The 18870-nt window shown below is 37.2% G+C and carries 16 protein-coding genes; 7 read left to right on the top strand and 9 right to left on the bottom strand.

What is annotated here, in order from left to right:
• Positions 1-146: 146 nt before the first annotated feature.
• The gene (locus tag NZD88_RS09300; RefSeq protein ID WP_259828856.1) at positions 147-2075 is read right to left on the bottom strand and encodes an LTA synthase family protein; all 1929 of its coding nucleotides are present in this window, start codon (positions 2073-2075) and stop codon (positions 147-149) included.
• A gap of 89 nt (positions 2076-2164) precedes the next feature.
• Between NZD88_RS09300 and NZD88_RS09295 the strand changes: the two genes are divergently transcribed.
• The 5 genes from NZD88_RS09295 (at position 2165) to NZD88_RS09275 (ending at position 5309) form a co-directional block, all read left to right on the top strand.
• Positions 2165-2878: a CDP-alcohol phosphatidyltransferase family protein gene (locus NZD88_RS09295; RefSeq protein WP_259828855.1), complete on the top strand. Its 714-nt coding sequence runs from the start codon at positions 2165-2167 to the stop codon at positions 2876-2878.
• Positions 2879-2956: 78 nt separating this feature from the next.
• A complete protein-coding gene (locus tag NZD88_RS09290) occupies positions 2957-3721 on the top strand; it encodes a 3'-5' exonuclease (RefSeq protein ID WP_259828854.1) in 765 nt (254 codons plus the stop codon).
• A 3-nt stretch (positions 3722-3724) separates the two neighbouring features.
• On the top strand, positions 3725-4123 hold the full coding sequence (locus tag NZD88_RS09285) for a putative signal transducing protein (protein WP_169236427.1): 399 nt from the start codon (positions 3725-3727) through the stop codon (positions 4121-4123).
• 83 nt (positions 4124-4206) lie between these two features.
• A complete protein-coding gene (locus tag NZD88_RS09280; RefSeq protein ID WP_169236425.1) occupies positions 4207-4812 on the top strand; it encodes a fumarylacetoacetate hydrolase family protein in 606 nt (201 codons plus the stop codon).
• A 59-nt stretch (positions 4813-4871) separates the two neighbouring features.
• Positions 4872-5309: a universal stress protein gene (locus NZD88_RS09275; protein WP_169236424.1), complete on the top strand. Its 438-nt coding sequence runs from the start codon at positions 4872-4874 to the stop codon at positions 5307-5309.
• Between the two features lie 78 nt (positions 5310-5387).
• Here NZD88_RS09275 and NZD88_RS09270 read toward each other — a convergent pair whose 3' ends face one another.
• Entirely contained in the window at positions 5388-5621 is a 234-nt protein-coding gene (locus NZD88_RS09270) for a DUF6341 family protein (protein ID WP_169236423.1), read from the bottom strand.
• 42 nt (positions 5622-5663) lie between these two features.
• Here NZD88_RS09270 and NZD88_RS09265 point away from each other — a divergent pair, with 42 nt between their 5' ends.
• Both NZD88_RS09265 and NZD88_RS09260 read left to right on the top strand, forming a co-directional pair.
• Positions 5664-6569 (top strand): DUF6427 family protein, encoded by a 906-nt coding sequence (locus tag NZD88_RS09265; protein ID WP_259828853.1) that lies wholly within the window; start codon positions 5664-5666, stop codon positions 6567-6569.
• Between the two features lie 5 nt (positions 6570-6574).
• Positions 6575-7159, top strand: coding sequence for a DUF3109 family protein (locus NZD88_RS09260; RefSeq protein ID WP_259828852.1), 585 nt, complete (start codon positions 6575-6577; stop codon positions 7157-7159).
• A 61-nt stretch (positions 7160-7220) separates the two neighbouring features.
• On the opposite strand, the gene NZD88_RS09255 is transcribed toward NZD88_RS09260, so the two are convergent.
• The 7 genes from NZD88_RS09255 to NZD88_RS09225 form a co-directional block, all read right to left on the bottom strand.
• On the bottom strand, positions 7221-10076 hold the full coding sequence (locus NZD88_RS09255) for a M16 family metallopeptidase (RefSeq protein ID WP_259828851.1): 2856 nt from the start codon (positions 10074-10076) through the stop codon (positions 7221-7223).
• Positions 10077-10229: 153 nt separating this feature from the next.
• Positions 10230-10916 (bottom strand): hypothetical protein, encoded by a 687-nt coding sequence (locus tag NZD88_RS09250; protein WP_259828850.1) that lies wholly within the window; start codon positions 10914-10916, stop codon positions 10230-10232.
• Between the two features lie 225 nt (positions 10917-11141).
• Entirely contained in the window at positions 11142-12476 is a 1335-nt protein-coding gene (locus tag NZD88_RS09245) for a trigger factor (RefSeq protein ID WP_259828849.1), read from the bottom strand.
• Between the two features lie 138 nt (positions 12477-12614).
• Positions 12615-13187, bottom strand: a complete 573-nt coding sequence (locus NZD88_RS09240) for a hypothetical protein (protein WP_259828847.1) — start codon at positions 13185-13187, stop codon at positions 12615-12617.
• Positions 13188-13237: 50 nt separating this feature from the next.
• Positions 13238-15622, bottom strand: a complete 2385-nt coding sequence (locus tag NZD88_RS09235) for a TonB-dependent receptor (protein ID WP_259828846.1) — start codon at positions 15620-15622, stop codon at positions 13238-13240.
• A 461-nt stretch (positions 15623-16083) separates the two neighbouring features.
• Positions 16084-16440, bottom strand: a complete 357-nt coding sequence (locus tag NZD88_RS09230; protein ID WP_169236413.1) for a hypothetical protein — start codon at positions 16438-16440, stop codon at positions 16084-16086.
• Between the two features lie 331 nt (positions 16441-16771).
• Entirely contained in the window at positions 16772-18697 is a 1926-nt protein-coding gene (locus tag NZD88_RS09225; protein ID WP_259828845.1) for an ABC-F family ATP-binding cassette domain-containing protein, read from the bottom strand.
• Between the last annotated feature and the right edge of the window lie 173 nt (positions 18698-18870).

The raw sequence follows: 18870 nt of genomic DNA, 5'->3' as shown, positions 1-18870 counted from the left end.
CAAGATTTCAGATTTCAGACACAAGATATGAGACACTAGACTTTTTCCCTGTAGACTTTAGCAACTCATAATGTTTCGGATTGGGAACAGGCAACTATTAACCCGCAACTATACTCTAAAACCCTAAAATTCTCGGACTCTCAAACTTATTTAAGCTTTCTATTGATCACTCTATCCATATAATCCTGAAACCATGCTTTTGCCGTCTGCATTCCTTTTTCTATTTCAGGCGTTTTCAGTTTACCCATCAGATTGTTTTCAAATCCAAGGTCATTTTTAGCGTATACTCCGGTGATTTCTTTCCCGTCGAAACGGTACATATGGTTTCCAATGATAAATTGTTCTGAACTTCCGTCTGAATTGACCACAATAGAAGGATATTTTTTATCGCTTACCACACTTCTCCCCCAGCTTCTTATGGGTTTATTGTATCCTATAAGATCTGCCAGTGTAGGATAGATATCTATTTGCTGAGCGGTTTCGGGATTCACCCCTTTAAGGTTGTATTCCGGATTCGGAGAGTACAGGATCAGAGGAACGGCGAAACGGTTCATCGCTTTTTCATATTCACCATAAGCCACCTGATTGGTATGGTCTCCCGTGAAAACAAAGATTGTATTATTGAACCACGGTTGTTTTTTAGCGGTTTCAAAATATTTTTTGATCGCATAATCCGTGTACTGCATAGGCTCATGCATTTCTATGGTTCCCTTTTTGAATTTACCATTGTATTTTTCAGGAATTTTAAACGGGTGGTGTGATGATGCCGTAAATACCGTTGCCATAAAAGGTTGTTTCTTTCCTACATTCTTTGCGAAATACTGAAGGAATGGTTCATCCCATATCGCCCACATTCCGTCAAAATCTTCATCGTGATTGTATTCATTTTTCCCGAAATAATGTTTAAAGCCTAATATATTTCCAAATCCAAGGAAGCCCATCGATCCGTTCGGAGCCCCATGATAAAAAGAAGTATCATAGCCCAAATCATTACACACAGAAACAATAGACTGAATTTTCTGATTGGAATACGGAGAACTTGTAAAAGCATCAGTAAGACTTGGAATACCCGCCAACACGCTGCTCATCCCATGAATAGACTGTCTTCCATTGGCAAAAGTATTAGGAAAAATTAAACTCTGACCGGCAAGACTGTCTATAAAAGGGGTGTAGGAAACATAACCTTTTATATTTTTATCTTTATTAAAAGCTCCGGAATATTCTCTTCCAAAGGATTCAACAATAAAAATAACAACATTGGGGCGGTTGGCGACTTTCCTGTCGTATATTTTATAAGGCTGAACATTGTCATTGATGTATTTTTCGTCTACAAAATGAACTTCTTTAAAGTTATTGGTTCCCAATGTTCTGAAAAATGAAAATGTACTGTTCAAAACCACATTACCCTGCAGGGGATTGACTACAAAACGGTTGGCATCTACTAAATTAATAGGTCTCGTGCTGTGCTTGAAGTCCCCACGAATTCCTCCAATGACCAAAACAATAGTACTGCAGAGAACCACCACAGACCAGATAAAGTATGGAATGAGTTTTAAAGGTTTCTGTTCTGTAATCTTCACTTTTTTATACAGAAACACCCAAAGTGCCATTAAAACAACAAACCAGATCAAGACAAAAGGATGCTGTCCTAGAGAAACAGTGAAGACTTTAAAGACATTGGACTCGTGTTTTGCCACATCCAAAGCCGTAGATGTCAGTCTTGCCTGAGAAAATTTATAATAGATAAAGTCTCCGAAATTCATGGCATAGGCAATTCCGTTGGTGATGAAATACAGCCAGAACAAAACGGTCTGATAAACTTTCTTTGTATTGATAACAATTGGGACCAGGCTTAACAGAATAAATAAAGCATTGACATATAGAATCGCCGTTGTATCAAAGGCCGTTCCGTGAAACGCCAGGTTGAAATAATCTGAAACGGAATCCACTTTGATGAGTTCTTTATTGAAATACCAAAACAAAAGCCGGGCAATCTGATAAAAAACGTATGCTAAGAAAATCCTGTACAATAGGACCAGAACTTCTTGTTTTCTAAATTCTTTAAAAAATTTCATTCGGCAAATTTACATCAAAAACGGATTAATGTATTTTTTCCTTGATAAAATTTCGGGATAAAATTTGGAAAAACCCTATTTTTGTTGACATGAATTTCATAAAAAATAATCTTGCCAATTTATTGACACTTGCCAATTTATTTGCGGGCTGTGTAGGTGCGATACATCTTATTTTAGGAGATTACCAGACCACGGCCATCTGTCTCATTCTTTCTTCTATTTTTGATTTCTTTGATGGGTTTGTAGCACGGGCCGTAAAATCAAATTCCAATCTGGGCCTTCAGCTGGATTCTCTGGCGGATATGGTGAGTTTCGGGCTGATTCCCGGTCTTACGATGTACAAAGCCCTGGAGCCGTTCGGAAATGAAATTTTAGGACTTCATCTTCCTTTTGACATCAGTTATATTGGTCTTCTGGTAACGATCTTTTCTTGCCTTAGATTGGCTATCTTTAATCTTGATGAAGAGCAGCGTTATTATTTTAAGGGACTGAATACGCCTACCAATACCGTATTGCTTTTTGGATTGTATTATGCATTCAAAGAAACAGGAACTTTTGGATTTTTATTTGAAAATTCATCGTTTTTAGTTTTATTGACGGTTGTTACGTCATGGCTTTTGATCAGCCCGATCAAGATGATGGCTATGAAATTCAAGTCGAAAAAACTGCAGGATAATTATCCGAAAGTTATTTTATTAGGCGGCGGAATTGCTGTTCTGATTATATTTCAGATTGTAGGTATTCCAATGCTTGTTATTTATTATATATTAGTATCATTGGTTTTTCAGAGACAGCTGAATTAGATGCTAGATTTCAGACATCAGATTTTTAGAAGCTAGATTAGCTTCATTTTCAAATTAAAACATTATCAAATTATAGACATGAATTTAAAACTCCATAAACCCCTTTGCATTTTTGATCTGGAAACGACAGGAACCAATATTGGAAAAGACAGGATCGTAGAGATCTGTATTTTAAAAGTAAATCCGGACGCGTCCAGAGAAAGCAAAACATGGCGTGTAAATCCTGAAATGCCGATTCCTAACGAATCCAGCGAGATCCACGGAATTTATGATGAAGATGTAAAGGATGCTCCTACGTTCAGAGATATCGCTTCAAAAGTGATGGAAATGCTTGCCGGAAGTGACCTGGGAGGATTTAATTCAAACCGGTTCGATGTTCCGCTTCTGGCAGAAGAACTTCTGAGAGTGGAAATAGATTTTGACCTTAGCAAATTCAGACTGGTAGATGCGCAGACTATTTTCCATAAAAAAGAGCCCAGAAACCTAGGAGCTGCTTACCAGTTCTACTGTGGTAAAGTTTTGGAAAATGCCCACTCTGCTGAAGCTGATGTGATGGCTACTTTTGAAGTATTGGATGCGCAGGTTGGAAAGTATGAAGATATCCCAAATGAAATTGCGCCTTTAAGTGAGTTTACATTCCATAATAAGAATGCTGACCTGGCAGGATTTATTGGATACAATGATAAAACTGAGGCCGTTTTCAATTTCGGAAAATATAAAGGACAAGTTGTAAAAGCTGTTTTCCAGAAGGACCTGGGCTATTATGGATGGCTTCAGAATGCGGATTTCCCATTGTACACGAAGAAAGTCTTCACCAAAATTCAATTATCAGGTAAATTTTAATACATGTCAAATCTGGTCCGTTTTAAATTCTACGAAACCGCCCTTGAAGCTAACAGGGACAAACAGATCCTTGCCGAAAACGGAGTGAATGGTTTCATTGCGAATGAGCAGCTGATTCAGTCTGACTGGCTGCTTTCACAGGCTGTGGGAGGTATACAGCTTCAGGTTTTTGAGGATGATCTGGAAAAGGCAAAACAGATTCTACAGGATTATAATGACAATGAAGCTTATTCATTGGAAGTGGAACACACCATCAAAGATCCGGCATTTGATTTTGTATGTCCGAAATGTGGCTCCAATCACATTTACAGGGACGACAGATCAACGAGCTTCTTTGGGATTTCCATTTTGGCAAGTCAGAAGTTTGTATGTTATTACTGTGGGAACGAGTTTACGCATTAATATCATTTAGGATTAAAAAATAATAAAAGATTGCTTCGTCATGCTACTCCCCTCAATGACGGAAAAATAAATACTTAAGAATTATGAAAATCATTTGTATAGGAAGAAACTACAGCGAACATGCGAAAGAATTGGGAAATGAGATTCCTGAAAAACCTGTTATTTTCATGAAGCCTGACACAGCGGTTTTAAAGGGAAATGATTTTTATATTCCTGAATTTTCGAATGACGTTCACTATGAGCTGGAAGTTGTTTTAAAAATTTCTAAAGGAGGAAAATACATCCAGAAAGAAGCTGCCAGCAAACATTATGAAGAGATCAGCTTAGGAATAGATTTTACGGCACGAGATCTTCAGAGCGAGCTAAAGTCTAAAGGTCTTCCATGGGAACTTGCTAAAGCTTTTGATGGTTCTGCGGTGGTAGGAAATTTCTTCAAAAAAGAGGAGTTTGACCTTGGAGGATTAGAGTTTTCGTTGCTCAAAAATAAAGAAGAGGTTCAGGATGGCAATACAAAAGATATGATCTTCAGCTTTGATGATATCATCGCGTTTGCTTCTCAATATTTTACCTTGAGGGTGGGTGACCTTATTTTTACAGGGACACCAAAAGGGGTAGGAAAAGTGGAAGAAAATGACGTATTGGAAGCTTATCTGAAGGATGATAAAATTCTTGATATTCGAATATTATAAGTATTTAACATCAAGTTTTGGCGATTTTTTCTTATCTTTAAATAACAAAATTAAAGGTCATGATAAATATTGTACTACCCGTAGATTTTGGGGACAAAACAGAACAGCTTGTAGAAGGGGCCGTAAAATTCGCAAAACAATTAAACGGCAGAATCTTTCTGATTCATGTAGCGCCATCAGATATTGGTTTTGCTATTGGTGATATGGGATATCAATATTTTCCTGAAGTAGAAGCTAATGAGATCAGAGCTGAACTGGTAGAGCTGAATAAGATTGAGCAAAGAATCATTGCACACGATGTGGACTGTGAGCATCTTTTAAAACAAGGGATTGCCAAGGATACTATCCTGGAATATGCAAAGGATAAAAATGCCGACTATATCGTCATGGGATCACATGGAAGAAGTGGGATCTACGATGTTTTTGTAGGAAGCTTAACTAAAGGGCTTACAAAAGATTCACATGTTCCGGTACTGGTGCTTCCCATCCACGACTAAAAAAATTACATTTTAATTGTTAATAAAAAAACCGATCAGACCTTAGTCTAATCGGTTTTTTACTATATAACCAATTAATTAACCTTCTTTTTTGTAGATCTTTGGATCGTAGTAAGGGTTCTTACCCTCAGTTGGAGAATAATAGTCTTTATCCTTATCACCACCCAATGTTACTACCAATACATAGCACCAGTATGTAAACAATACGCAGCAAACGGCAAATAGAATCCAGTTTAGAACATTTCCAAATGTATCAAAAAAACCGAAGGCCCATTTGAAAACTTTACTTAAGAATAACCAGAAAGACGTCATTATTTTCCTTTTTTAAATTAACTTTGTACAAATTTATAAAAAATGTTTAAATTACTTTCAAAAGAAAGCAATATTTTTTCAATTCCTGTTTATATTGGTTTTCTTCTTTTAGTAGTTATAATATTTAACATACTGAATTTCAATACTTATGAAGCAATTATTGCAGGGGTAACTTTCCTGGGAATTGCATTGGGATATTTTTGTTTTCACAGCATTGCGCTCAATTATCAGACGCACTTGCCATTATTTTTATATACATTTTTTATTTTCGGGCTTTATCCTGGAAATCTGGACATTGGAATTGCCGTTTCGCTGCTCACCAATTCTTTTCTGGTTTTACTTCTGACGAGTGCAGATGAAGACATCAGAAAGAAGTCTTATGTATTGGTAGGAGCCATTGTTGCATTGAATTTTATTTTCTTGCCCACCACGTGGCCTATGGCCCTTTTTGTGATCATTCACGTGATAGCAACTTCTCAAAAAATAAGTTTAAATCTCTTCAGGTTTCTTTTAGGAACTGTATTAATTGCGTTCAGTTATTTCTCCATCATGTTCTTTTTCCATTTCACAACTTGGAATATAGATTATTTCCCGTTTGGAAAAATGAGACCCATGACGGATTATTTGGACCTGTTCCCTTTAATTCCTATTATCCTGATGCTGATTTATGCGGTATACGACCATTTTAAAAACTATAACAAGAAAAGCCCGATTAGCAGATATAAATACACGTTTCTGCTTGTCTTCTCACTAGCCCAGCTGGTGACTATTATTCTGTATATGAATAAAAATTATGAATATTTACTGCTTCTGGCATTCCCATCGAGTATTATCCTGAGCAGGATGATGAGATTTTTGCCTAAATACTGGATGCAGGAGGTAAGCTTATGGCTTATCATTATGAGTTTGATTGCTTTTAAGGCAGGTACGTATTTTAATTTATTTTAAAGATTATGATTCAGATAGACGATAAATTGATTTCAGAGGATATATTTTCCGAAGAATTTGTTTGCAACCTTACGAAATGTAAAGGTGCATGCTGTGTGGAAGGAGATGTAGGGGCTCCGCTAGATAAGGATGAACTTGAGACTTTAGACCGTATTTTTGACAAAATAAAGCCTTATCTTACACAGGAAGGCATCAAAGCCCTTGAAGAACAGGGAACATGGACCACAGATCCCCAGGACGGCATGTATGTGACGCCTATGGTAGAAAACCGCGAATGTGCCTATGTAACTTTTGACGAAAAAGGAATCACGAAATGTGGTATTGAAAAAGCATACGAAGATGGCGCTGTGGACTGGCAAAAACCAATCTCATGCCACCTCTACCCGATCCGTATCACGGAATATTCTACTTTTACGGCCCTGAACTACCACGAATGGAGTGTATGCAGCGATGCCTGTGCTCTGGGAAAAGAACTTCAGGTTCCTGTCTATAAGTTCCTGAAAACTCCACTGACCAGAAAATATGGTGAGGAGTTCTACGGCGTATTAAGTGAAGCCGCCGATGAATGGAAAAAAGCCTATGGCTCTTAAACCAATAGAAAAGCCGCAGATTTCATCTGCGGCTTTTCATTATCAATTATTCTGAAAAATATTATTTAACAACTGCGGCTCCAACTACTGCTGGTTTTGTCTCAGTCTTTTTATTATTTTCCCATCCGTCTTCCGGCATCAGTGTAGCTGTGATTTTTCCTTTTGCAAGGTATTTTTTAGCAACATCCTGAAGGTCTTTCACCGTAAGTGCTTTTACTTTTTCCTGATAGTTCAGAATTTCATACTTATCGCTGCCATCTAACTGATTTTTAGCAAGAGCACTCAGCCAGAACATATTATCCTTAAGTTCCGTTTTGTTATCGTTGTACTCTCCTTCTTTATACTTATCCAGATCTTTCTGCTCAGGCCCTTTATCAATTAGTTTCTGAAGCTCAGTCACTGCACTTTTTGTCAGTTTTTCTGCATTTTCAGGTCCACAAGGGAAGCTGATACTGAAATTGTATGCACTGTAAGGAATTTTGTTCATACTTCCTCTGGCACCACCACCGTAGATCCCGCTTTCATCTTCTCTAAGTTTTTCGATCACTTTGATCGTAGCGACTTCTCCAAGGGCTGAAAGAGCTAAGGCTTCTTTTTCGTTGTAAGGAGTTTCTCCGCTGTAAGAAATGGTTACCAAACTTTTAGGATCTTTTCCTTTTTTGTAGACTTTAGAATAATCTCCGGTCATCTGTCTGTATCCTGTATCTTTAAACGTTGCTGTTTTTCCTGATGTAGGAAGTCCACCGATATACTGAAGTACCTGCTCTTTTAGCTTAGCTTCGTCAATATTCCCTACGAAATAGAACTGGAAGTTTCCGGCGTTGCCAAATTTCTCTTTATAGATATCGTATGCTTTTTTGTAATCTGTATTGGCCCAGTCTTTTTCCATTGGGAACAATCCGATGAATCTTGGGTTCTTCTGGTTCATGAATTTTGCATGCTCATTGGAGAAATACGCCTGAGGGTTAGACAGAAGGTTATCCAGCATTGCAGACTGCTTTTCTTTATAGGCATTGAATGATGCAGGATTGTAATTTAAACCTGTAAAATATGCGTAAGTAAGCTCCATAGCTGTCCCTAAATCTTTCTGGGAAGTTCTTCCTGAAATCCCTTCAAAGTAAGGTCCGATCGTTGGATTGACACTTACTTGTTTTCCTGCAAGGTAATTGGTAAGATCAGCTTTTGAGAATCCGCCTACTCCCGCTTCAGATAATGCTCCGAAAGCGAATTGGGTTTTGATAAAATCAGCATCGGAAATAAGAGAGTTTCCTCCTAAACTTCTTGCTGAAAATACAATTTCATCATCTTTGAAATCAGTCTTTTTGAAAGTCACCTTAGCTCCGTTGCTTAACGTCCAGGTTGTTGTTCCCAGTTTAGCATCTGTTTCAGTCTTGGCAATTTTTCCTTCAGACTTGAAAGGCTTTACTAAATTTTTGATGGCCGCTTTTTCTTCGTAAGGCTTAAGGTCTGCCATTTTCACAGATTCAAATGTACTGAGAACCATTGCTTCTGTAGGCATGGTAACATTGTCTTTCTTTGGGCCTGTTATCACGATCACTCTGCTGTCGTCCTTCACCATTTTCTTGATGATCTCATTGGTCTGCGCCAGGGTAACCTGAGGAAGGAACGATTTTGTATCTTCATATTCCCACGCAATTCCCGGCATCGGTTCCTGCTCCAGGAAGTTTCTTACGTATTCGTCTACCAGCATGTCACTTTCCGTCTTATCACGGTTGTTATATGATCTTTCCAGATTAGATAACATCTGTGCTTTTGCTCTGTCTAATTCAGACTGGGTAAACCCAAATCTTTTTGCTCTTTCCACTTCTTCCAAAAGAACTTTCAAAGCACTCAGCTGATTTCCTTCTTTTACCATAGCAAATCCCTGGAAGGCTTCTTTGCTTCTCGCATAAGTTCCTCCGTGATATACCGATCCGAATGTAAAAGGTGGATTGGTTGAGTTGATCAATTCTCTCAATCTGTTATTCAGCATGGCAGTAGAAAGACCTTCTATAATGGTCTGATTGTACTGTTCTACAGTCACATCCGGCTGGTAAGCCTCAGCATCTTTCATGATGAACTGCACCATAGAACTTGTAGCATCAGGATCTGTCTCAATCGCTACTAATGTTTCTTTATGGTTAGGCAGGTCAAATACTTTTCTCTCCCTTGGTTTAGCAGGGTTTTTATATTTGCTGAAATTATCTTTGATCTTCTTTTCCACTTCATCTACATTAATATCTCCCACTACAACGATTGCCATAAGATCCGGTCTGTACCAGTCTTTGTGGAATTGTCTTATCACATCTGGCTTGAAGTTTTCCAAGACATCCTTTTTACCAATTGGAAGTCTGTCTGCGTATTGAGATTTATATAATAGTTTGGGAAGGTATTTGTCTGACATTCTTTTATCAGCTCCCAAACCAAGTCTTAATTCTTCCAAAACTACGCCTCTTTCTTTGTTGATCTGAGCATCGGAAAGCGTGGCATTAAAAGCCCAGTCCTCCATTACTTTCAAACCTGCATCAAGATTTCCTGCTTTATCCAGAGGAACGGGAAGCATGTATACCGTTTCGTCAAAGCTTGTGTAAGCATTCAGGTGTTGTCCGAATTTCACTCCGATAGACTGTAGGAAATCTACCAGTTTGTTATCCGGGAAATTCTTGGTTCCATTGAAGTTCATATGCTCCATAAAATGCGCAAGACCTCTCTGGTTTTCATCTTCAAGAATAGATCCTGCATTGATTGCCAGACGGAAATCTACTTTCTTTTCAGGTAATGTGTTTTTTTTGATGTAGTACTTCATTCCGTTGGGAAGGGTACCGATTCTCACAGAAGCATCCACGGGAATATTCTGTCCGAAAACATTTGAAGACATCAGGAAGATGACCGCAAATGATGATAAAACTTTCTTCATGTTATTTGAATTTATTTTCGTGCTAAAAGTATCAATTATTCACCAGCTGAAGAAATGTTAAAATTCATATCATAGTTAAATTTGAGTTAAAATTATAAAGGCAACAAAAAAGCCGGAAAATATCCGGCTTTTGTTCTGTAAAATGACAGCATTTTATTTAAAATCAGCATCTGAAACCCCTGAGTTTAAAACAACTTTGGTGGTTTTTATCGTCACTTTCTGACCTTTTCCTTCAATATCAACTTCGGAAGGAAACTTGATCCCTTCTACCGTCATATAATTTTTCACGATAACACTTCCTTCTCCTACAGTAGATTTGTATAGAAGTCCGGTAGCAGCATCAAAGTAAAATTTTCCTTTCTCTGAAGATAATACGTTATAATCTTTAGCGTCCACTTTTTCTACGGTAACCGCTTGAAAACCTGCAGGATCAAAAGATAATGCTTCAACGGTCTTGCCTTTTTTCAATTCAGCTATATTATCGGCTGGGAAGTCTGTTTTTTGTCCTCCTCTTTCTATATATCCTTTTTCACCGTCAAAAAACTGGGTCACTTTCTGTCCCATTGCAGTTTGTACGGATTTGAATTTATTGCCTTGTTTCATAGTGCTCATGGTAATATCCATTCCCTGAACATTAAGGGTATTGTCTACTACCGTAGATTTTACGGCTTCTAACTTAGCCTTTCCTCCTAACGCTTTGAAGTAATTCTCAATAACTTCTTTGGGTGTCAGTTTAGATTTCACGACTTCCGTCTTTGCGGGAGCTGCGCTGGTCTGCTGAGCTGCTGCCGGCACTGAAAACAATACGGCACAGAAAAACGGAATGATGATCTTTTTCATATCTATAATAAATTTAAGGATGTAAATATATGAATAATGACTGCAACAAATTAATCAAGGGATATTTATATGAAATACCTTATCATTTCGGCCCGGATACATTAAGATTTTTTAAGACAATGGAGCCTGTTTCTAAATTGATCGTATAAACAAAAGCTAAGGATAGCGAAAATAAAAAAACCTCCGATTGCTCGGAGGTTTTCAAATATTTATATCGAAAATAAATTATTTCTTAAGTTCTTCTAAAAACTCGTCGTGAGAGATTTTAGTTTCTTTTTTTCCTCCTTTTTCAAGGATAACATCTTTCAGTTTAGCCATAGCTACTTCAGAAGAAATTTGTCTTACCTGCTCCTGGTCTTTCAACATCTCAACAGCATATTTCTGGATTTCCTCATCCCCTAAGTGGTGGATTCCGTAGATAGCCAACTGGTTTTTCACCAACTGCTCAGCCTGTGCCAATACATCAGCATAGTCTAACTTGATTTCGTTATCGGTCATTAATTTACCTTCAATGATCTGGTATCTTAACTGACTTTTCTCTGCTTCAAGAATTTCTTTAGCCTGCTCTTCAGACTGGATATTCTGGTTAGAGAATAACAACCATTTTACTAAGAAATTTTCCGGAAGTTTTACTTCTTCTTTTTCAGTAACCTGCTCCAATACTTTATTCACATAGTGAACATCAGCATTTTGCTGGAAGTACTCATCCAATTCAGATTTTACTTTTTCTTTAAGTTCTTCTTCAGAAGTAATAGTTCCTTCTCCGTATACTTTGTCGAATAATTCCTGATTAAGTTCAGCTAAGTTCAATGCATAGAAATCTTTTACTTTAACTTCTACTTCAGCATGGTGTAAATGCTCTACTTCTTCTTTAGTGAATCCTAATTCTTTAGCTAATTCTTCATCACCTGCAAGAGTTTCTTTAGATACTTTTACAGAACCGTCCATTTTCAAAGCTTTTACCAATTTGAAAGCTTCTTTGTTTTCAGCAGTAATGGTAACGTTCTTTGGCTGGTGGTGGTGCTCTCCTTCAGCATCTTCTTCTACAACCTGAGAAATTTCTAAAGCTACATAAGAATCTTTACCGATTTTATCCTGAGGAACCTGCTCCGCAAAACGTTTCTGCATGTTCTCAATGCTCTTTGTGATTTCCTTGTCAGAAGCTTCTACCTTGTAATGAGGAGCTTCATATTTAGCTAAATCTATAGTGAATTCAGGCTCATATCCTACTTCGAAAGCAACTTCAATTTGCTCAGCGTTGTAATCCAGTTGGTTTACAGGCTGAGGAACAGGCTGTCCAACTAATCTTAACTTGTTGTCGTTAACATAATTGTTCAATGCGTCAGAAACCTGTTTGTTGATTTCTTCGAATGCAATACCTGCTTCATATTGTTTTTTAACCATACTCAAAGGCACTTTCCCTTTTCTGAAACCAGGAACTTGCGCATTTTTAGCATAATTAATCAACTGCTTGTCTACTTTTTCTTTGTAGTCAGATTTTTCCAATGTCACTGTAAGTAATGCACTTACGTCATCATGGTTTTGTGCGGTAACCTTCATTATTGATTAAAATTTTAGGTTGCAAAAATATGAAAATTTTATGAGAATAACCTACTTCTAATCAATTCTTAGTCTTCAAATGTTTATAAATAAAAAACCACTGAAAATATCAGCGGTTTTTATCTATGTGAAGTATTTCTAATTACTTAGATTATAAGTAGCTTCTGCATCAGTTTCTCCTCCTACTACACTTCCCCAGGCCGTTCCAACCTTTGCATCATTGACACTCTGAGGTTCATGAATAAGGGTTAATTTCAGGAACGGAGAAGTTCCGTCAACAGCTTTTACAACATCCCATTTTGTTTTCAATCCAACTCTTTTGCCATCTTTTCTAAGGTCATTTCCGTCCAGTCTGGTAACAGCAATGTTAGATTTCGGAAAGTCGAAAATAAGGAAATGCTCATCTTTAGCCTCAATGATTTCGTTGGTAGCGTCCTCATTTCCGTTTCTGAATTTTGCTTCCACGGTATAAGACTTCCCGTCTTTCAGAGGAATGGTGGGGATTCCTCCTGCTCCGATGCTGTAATTATATTCGATCGCTGTAGATCCAGGAGTATCTTCTTTCACCAACAAAATAATATTGGTAAGTTCTTCCTGAGGAAGATCATCTTCTGCTACAGAACCGTCTCTCTGACAAGAAATAACGGTGATCGTAATGAATAAAACAGCTAATAATTTGATGATATTTTTAGTATTGAATAGTTTGTTCATTTTTAGAATTTTAAGTTTGTGAAATTTTAATGTAATATTTTTCTGAATCCTTAGAATTTGTATCTAAAGTTTAAAATAAAGTTTCTCCCTGCCTCATCCGCAAAGAACCTCAAACGGTTCAGATAATCTCTGTATGAAGTATTGAAGAGATTGTTGACAATAAGCCCTGCAGAAAGATTTTTACTGATATTGATTCCCGTTTGCACATTCCAAAGTGAATAACCGTTTGGCGGCGTACTCAAATCAATAGTTTTATCCACCAATTCACCGTCCACATATATTTCCAACGGAACATTTCGAACAGGGAATCTGGTTTGTTTCAGAGAGGTTTGATTTTCAACGGTAAAATAGAAGTTATTCCATTTTTCCTTTTTAAACTGCAATGCGTTGGAGAAATTCGGAGGCATCATCAGAATTAAAGGTTCATTGTTGGTATCATCCTGTCCGTGAACGTAACTTCCTTTTCCCACATAGGTAAGGTCATCCGTAAGTTTCCAGTTCACATCAAGGTCTATCCCATACATCTTGGCATCGATCTGCTGATAAGCCCACTCAGGAAATACTCCTCTGATTGTTCCCTTAATTCCCACAGGAACTTGGTTGATAAAGTTTTTAGTGATAAATAAATAGGGATTTACAGAAATATTCAGTCCTTTCAAAACATTGAATTTTGAATCTACTGTTAAATTAAACTGATGACCCTGTTCATTTTTCAACGCCATATCTCCAGTCTCAATCACTCCTGCAGAATGGTGTAATCCGTCTGAAAACAACTCTGCAACATTCGGCGATCTGCCCACTTTTGCATAGTTAAATTTCAGATCAAAATTTGAACCTGGACGGTATTCCAAACCTGCATTAAAGGAAACATTATTGTAATTAAGCTGAGGACGTGTTAGAATCCTGTTCTTGTCTTTCTTCACATAAAATTGAGGATAAGTATCTGCATATAATTTCTCCCAGTCACTTTGATCATACCATTTGGTCACATCATAACGGGTGAAATCATATCTTGCTCCCGCTTCAAAATTAAAATCGTGAGAAATTTTGTATTTAAAAACAGAATATATTCCTGCAGAATATTTATCATAATTAGGGATCAAACGTCTTGCTTTTGTCGCAGGATCTGAATAATTGTTTTGAAAACCCGCATCAATTCCTGTTTCCAGAGACCATTTCCCCCTTTCCAATAAATCATTAAGGTTAAATTGATGGGTCATCAGCTCCAAATCCAGAGAAGGCGTATCATTTAATTCACCTCTTCGTATGTCATATTCCTGTCTGTGATTGTATTGATAACTGTATGTTGCTGAAAGCTTTCCAATATTTTCAAATCTTTTAAAAGCTGAAACTTTTGCAATATGATGTTCCACAACCTGTCTTGGATTATCAATATCGTAACTGAATTTCCCTGAATAAATTGGTGGATTTGCAGTCATTGCCCTGTCATAATCCCCTGAGGTAGAAACGTGTGAATCTCTCAAAATTCCAATATTCTGGTTCGTCAGGTAGTAGTCAAAAGAAATTCCTTTTTCATAACTATTGTTCTGAACCGTAAAATTAAAGGAAGAAAAATCCATTCCTGTATTCTTCAGATTATAATCGGGAGCACTCTGATCTCCTAATTTTTTGACACTACCACGGGATTTTACAGCCCATCCGTTTTTCCAGACTTTAGCAACATCTACATCAAGTCCCAAACCTCTGCCATTGGAAATCCCCGTAAGTCCTATTGAACCTTTGATCGTGTCTTTTTTAGGGAAAATTTCAGGTTCCAGCACCACCACTCCTCCGATAGCATCGCTTCCATATTTCAATGCAGAAGCTCCTTTTATCACATCAATGTGCTGAAAATTGTTAATATCAACATTGGGCGCATGTTCTACCCCCCATTCCTGTTCTGCAAGCTTTACCCCATTATTTAAAATAGAAATTCTGCTTCCATACAAGCCGTGAATAACAGGTTTTGAAATATTATTCCCCGTTTTTAAAGTGGCAACCCCAGAAATTTTAGATAATAAATTCCCCAGATTATCCGTAGAATTTCGCTCAATTTCCGACTTATCTAAGGTTTTAATGATCAGAGAACCATTAGATTTATGGCTCCCATGAATGGTCACCGTTTCTATATCATGGCTATGATGCTCTAACTTAATTACCAAGTGTAGATCCTGATCAACTCCTATATTTTCAGTATAATCACTACAATCAGGATGTTTGGCAATAAGTATATATTTTCCCGCAGGAATTTTATTAAACGTAAACTTACCTTTACTATCCGTTTTAGTGGTGAATCCGCCAATATTCACTACCGCACTTTCCAGCAGTGTTTTATCGTGAAAATCCTGAACGGTTCCTTCTATCGAATACGATTTTTGTGCACTTATCGATGCCAGTCCACAAAAGACCAACATCAGACTATATATCAATTTCATTGTCTATAGATTGATTGCGTACCCTTTACAGGTACATTTTTTCGTAAAATTTTGTTGAATGGGTTTGTTTTTAAATTGTAAAATGTACAATGTAAAAAGTAGTAATGATTGATTAGATGCTAGAAATTAGATTTGAGATAAGAGATATGAGACTACGATACTGATTCAATATCAGCTAATTCATCAAGTATTTATACTATTCTACTCCATGAACTTGGATATTCTTAAACTCATATATCCCGAAATCTAAATGGGAATGGCATTCGTATTTAAGACCTCCGGAAACTTCCATCTTCCAACTTCCTTCTCCCAGTCTTTAAAACCCGAATTTAAACCCGAATTTCGTACACCTATCTCGAATTCCGAAAATTCGAAATCCCATATCTAACAGCTATCAATCAATAGCTTTAAACCCAAAGTATTGAACTTTAAAATCAATTAAAGCCCATAAAATCTATGATTTAAGAAACTGCGGGAGGCCCCCGAAGCTGAAAAGTGAATTTGGTCTGAGACCATATTTTTTCCTGAACAGCAATAACTTGCTTTACTTCGTGCGTAAAATGCTCAAAAGAAAAACTGTATTCGTCCGGAACCAATGTGTGTCCTGTAGCTAAGAAATGACACGCCAGACAGTCGCCGGGCTTTTCTTTAGCTGAAGTCTTAGCCATTGTATTTTCTGTCTTTTTAAGATTGAAACTCTTAAAATAGTCGACCGCATCGTGATGGTGAAAACTTTGGGAAAACAGTGCAATGAAGTAGATCCCAAACAAAAGTTTGGAAATAAAGTTCTTCAGATTTCTGCTTTCCTTAAAAATCATTTGGTAAAATTATAAAAATAATTTAAGTTTTAAATTAAGTTTTTATTAAAACGCTGCATTAAAACTGTTCAATACGTCGGTAAAAGTAATTTTTTGTTACAAAAAGATACTGCAGCGTATATGTTTATTTATTTTCTTTATTAAAAAATCCTTCGATTCCACCCGGGATGACATTCCTAATACTAACTGTCATTTACCGTGATTATTCACAAAAGTAAAAACATTATTATTGTAACACTGTCATCCTGAGCGAAGACGAAGGATCTCTATTGTATTGTTTTTTATGACCATTGAATATTCAAGAACTCTTAAGCTCCAAAAAACCACAATCTTAATCCAACTGAGAACCCAAATGCTCCCATTCCTGTAAAGCAACTTCCAGTTCTTCTTTAGTTTTATTATATTTTTCTAAAGTTTCCTCAGAAGGGTTTTCTTTGGTGAAAGTAGCTTCCATCTTTTCAATTTCCGTTTCAAGTTCAGAAATTTTCTCTTCTACTTTCTTTAATTTATTCTGGATATTTTTTTGTTCCTTGCTTATAATGGTAGATTTTTCTTCCACCTTCACTTCTATCGGAGCCTGCTTTACCTCAACTTTCACATCTTCACTGTGAAGTTTAGCTTTTTCAGCGGAGATTTCTCTAAGCGTTTCCTTTTGTCTGTATTCAAGATATTCACCAACACTTCCCAGGAATTCTTTCATTTTTCCGTCACGGAATTCATAAATCTTATCACAAAGTCCATCCAGGAATTCTCTGTCGTGAGAAATCACGATCAGCGTTCCCTGAAAGTTCTGTAAAGCCAGTTTGATAATTTCCTTAGACTGAATATCAAGGTGATTGGTAGGCTCATCCATGATCAACGTGTTGAAAGGACGAAGCAGCAATTTACAAAGGGCCAGACGGTTTCTTTCTCCTCCGGAAAGTACTTTTGTTTTTTTAGAAACGGCTTCACCCTGAAATAAGAAAGATCCTAATAAATCTCTTACTCTAGGTCTTGTTTCTTCTGTTGCCGCATCTTCGGCTTCTTCTAAAACGGTTTTATTGGGTGTCAGTACTTCTTCCTGATTTTGGGCAAAGTATCCGATGTTCACATTGTGTCCTAAATTCCAGGTTCCTGAATAATCTTTGATATCTCCTGCAAGAATTTTCGCTAACGTAGTTTTTCCCTGTCCGTTCTGTCCTAAAAGTGCAATTCTGTCTCCTCTCTGAACAATAAAGTCTACATCATCGAAGATTTGTTTTTTCCCGTATGCTTTTCCTAAATTCTCAGCTTCGAAAATAACTTTTCCAGGAATCATAGATTGTACAAAACGGATATTGAATTTTGAAACGTCTTCATTATCTACTTCAATACGTTCGATTTTATCCAACTTTTTAATAAGTGACTGTGCGAAAGATGCCTTAGTAGCGCTTGCACGGAACTTATTGATGTTATCCTCCATCTGCTTGATCTCTGCATCCTGATTCTTTTTAGCGCCAATGAGTTTCTCACGGCGTTCTTCACGCATGATCAGATATTTGGAGTAGTTGGCTTTATAATCGTCAACTTTTTTATTGTTGATATCAAAAGTCCTGTTACAGACAGCGGTCATAAACTGCTTATCGTGACTTACCAGAACGATGGCTCCGGGATAGTCTTTCAGGAAGTTTTCCAGCCAGATAATAGATTCCATATCCAGGTGGTTGGTAGGCTCATCGAGAAGCATGATATCATTTTTCTGAAGCAGCAGTTTAGCCAGTTCAATTCTCATTCTCCAGCCTCCGGAAAATTCGTCCGTGATTTTTTGGAAATCATCCGCTTTAAATCCTAGACCGAACAATACTTTTTCCATATCACCTTCAAGATTGTAGGCGTCATGGTTCATCAGAAGATCGTTCAGCTCTGTCATTTTGTTGATCAGATCAGTATAAGCATCACTTTCATAATCTGTTCTTACAGTCATCTGATGATTCACCTCTTCCAGTTCATTTTTCCAGGCATTGATTTGCTCAAAGGCCTGCATGGTTTCATTCCAAACTGTTCTTCCTTTTACGAAATCCAGATCCTGCTTCAGGAAACCAATGGTAGCCCCTCCTTCGCGAACAACAGTTCCTTCGTAGAAATTAATTTCTCCTGAAAGCATTTTCAATAAAGTGGATTTCCCCGCTCCATTTTTTCCAACGAGCCCCACTTTATCATCCTTTTTAATGGTGAAATTTGTATTTTGAAACAGATAGTTTCCCGAATGATGTAATCCTAAACCTTGAACCGAAAGCATTTTATTAAATAAAAGTTAGTGATGAATAATGAATTTTCGGGTGCAAAAGTACGGAAAAAGAAATGAATAGCCCAGAAATAAAAACGGGGGACCTTATAGCACGGGTATTTCGGACCACAAAAAGGGATGTCCTGCCAGACATCCCTTCGTAACCTAAATTTAAAATTGAAAAG

This window comes from Chryseobacterium pyrolae (genome assembly GCF_025153485.1).
GTDB lineage: Bacteria > Bacteroidota > Bacteroidia > Flavobacteriales > Weeksellaceae > Chryseobacterium > Chryseobacterium antibioticum.
The sequence above is the reverse complement of the archived record's forward strand: the minus strand, read 5'-3'. Positions and strand labels throughout refer to the sequence as shown.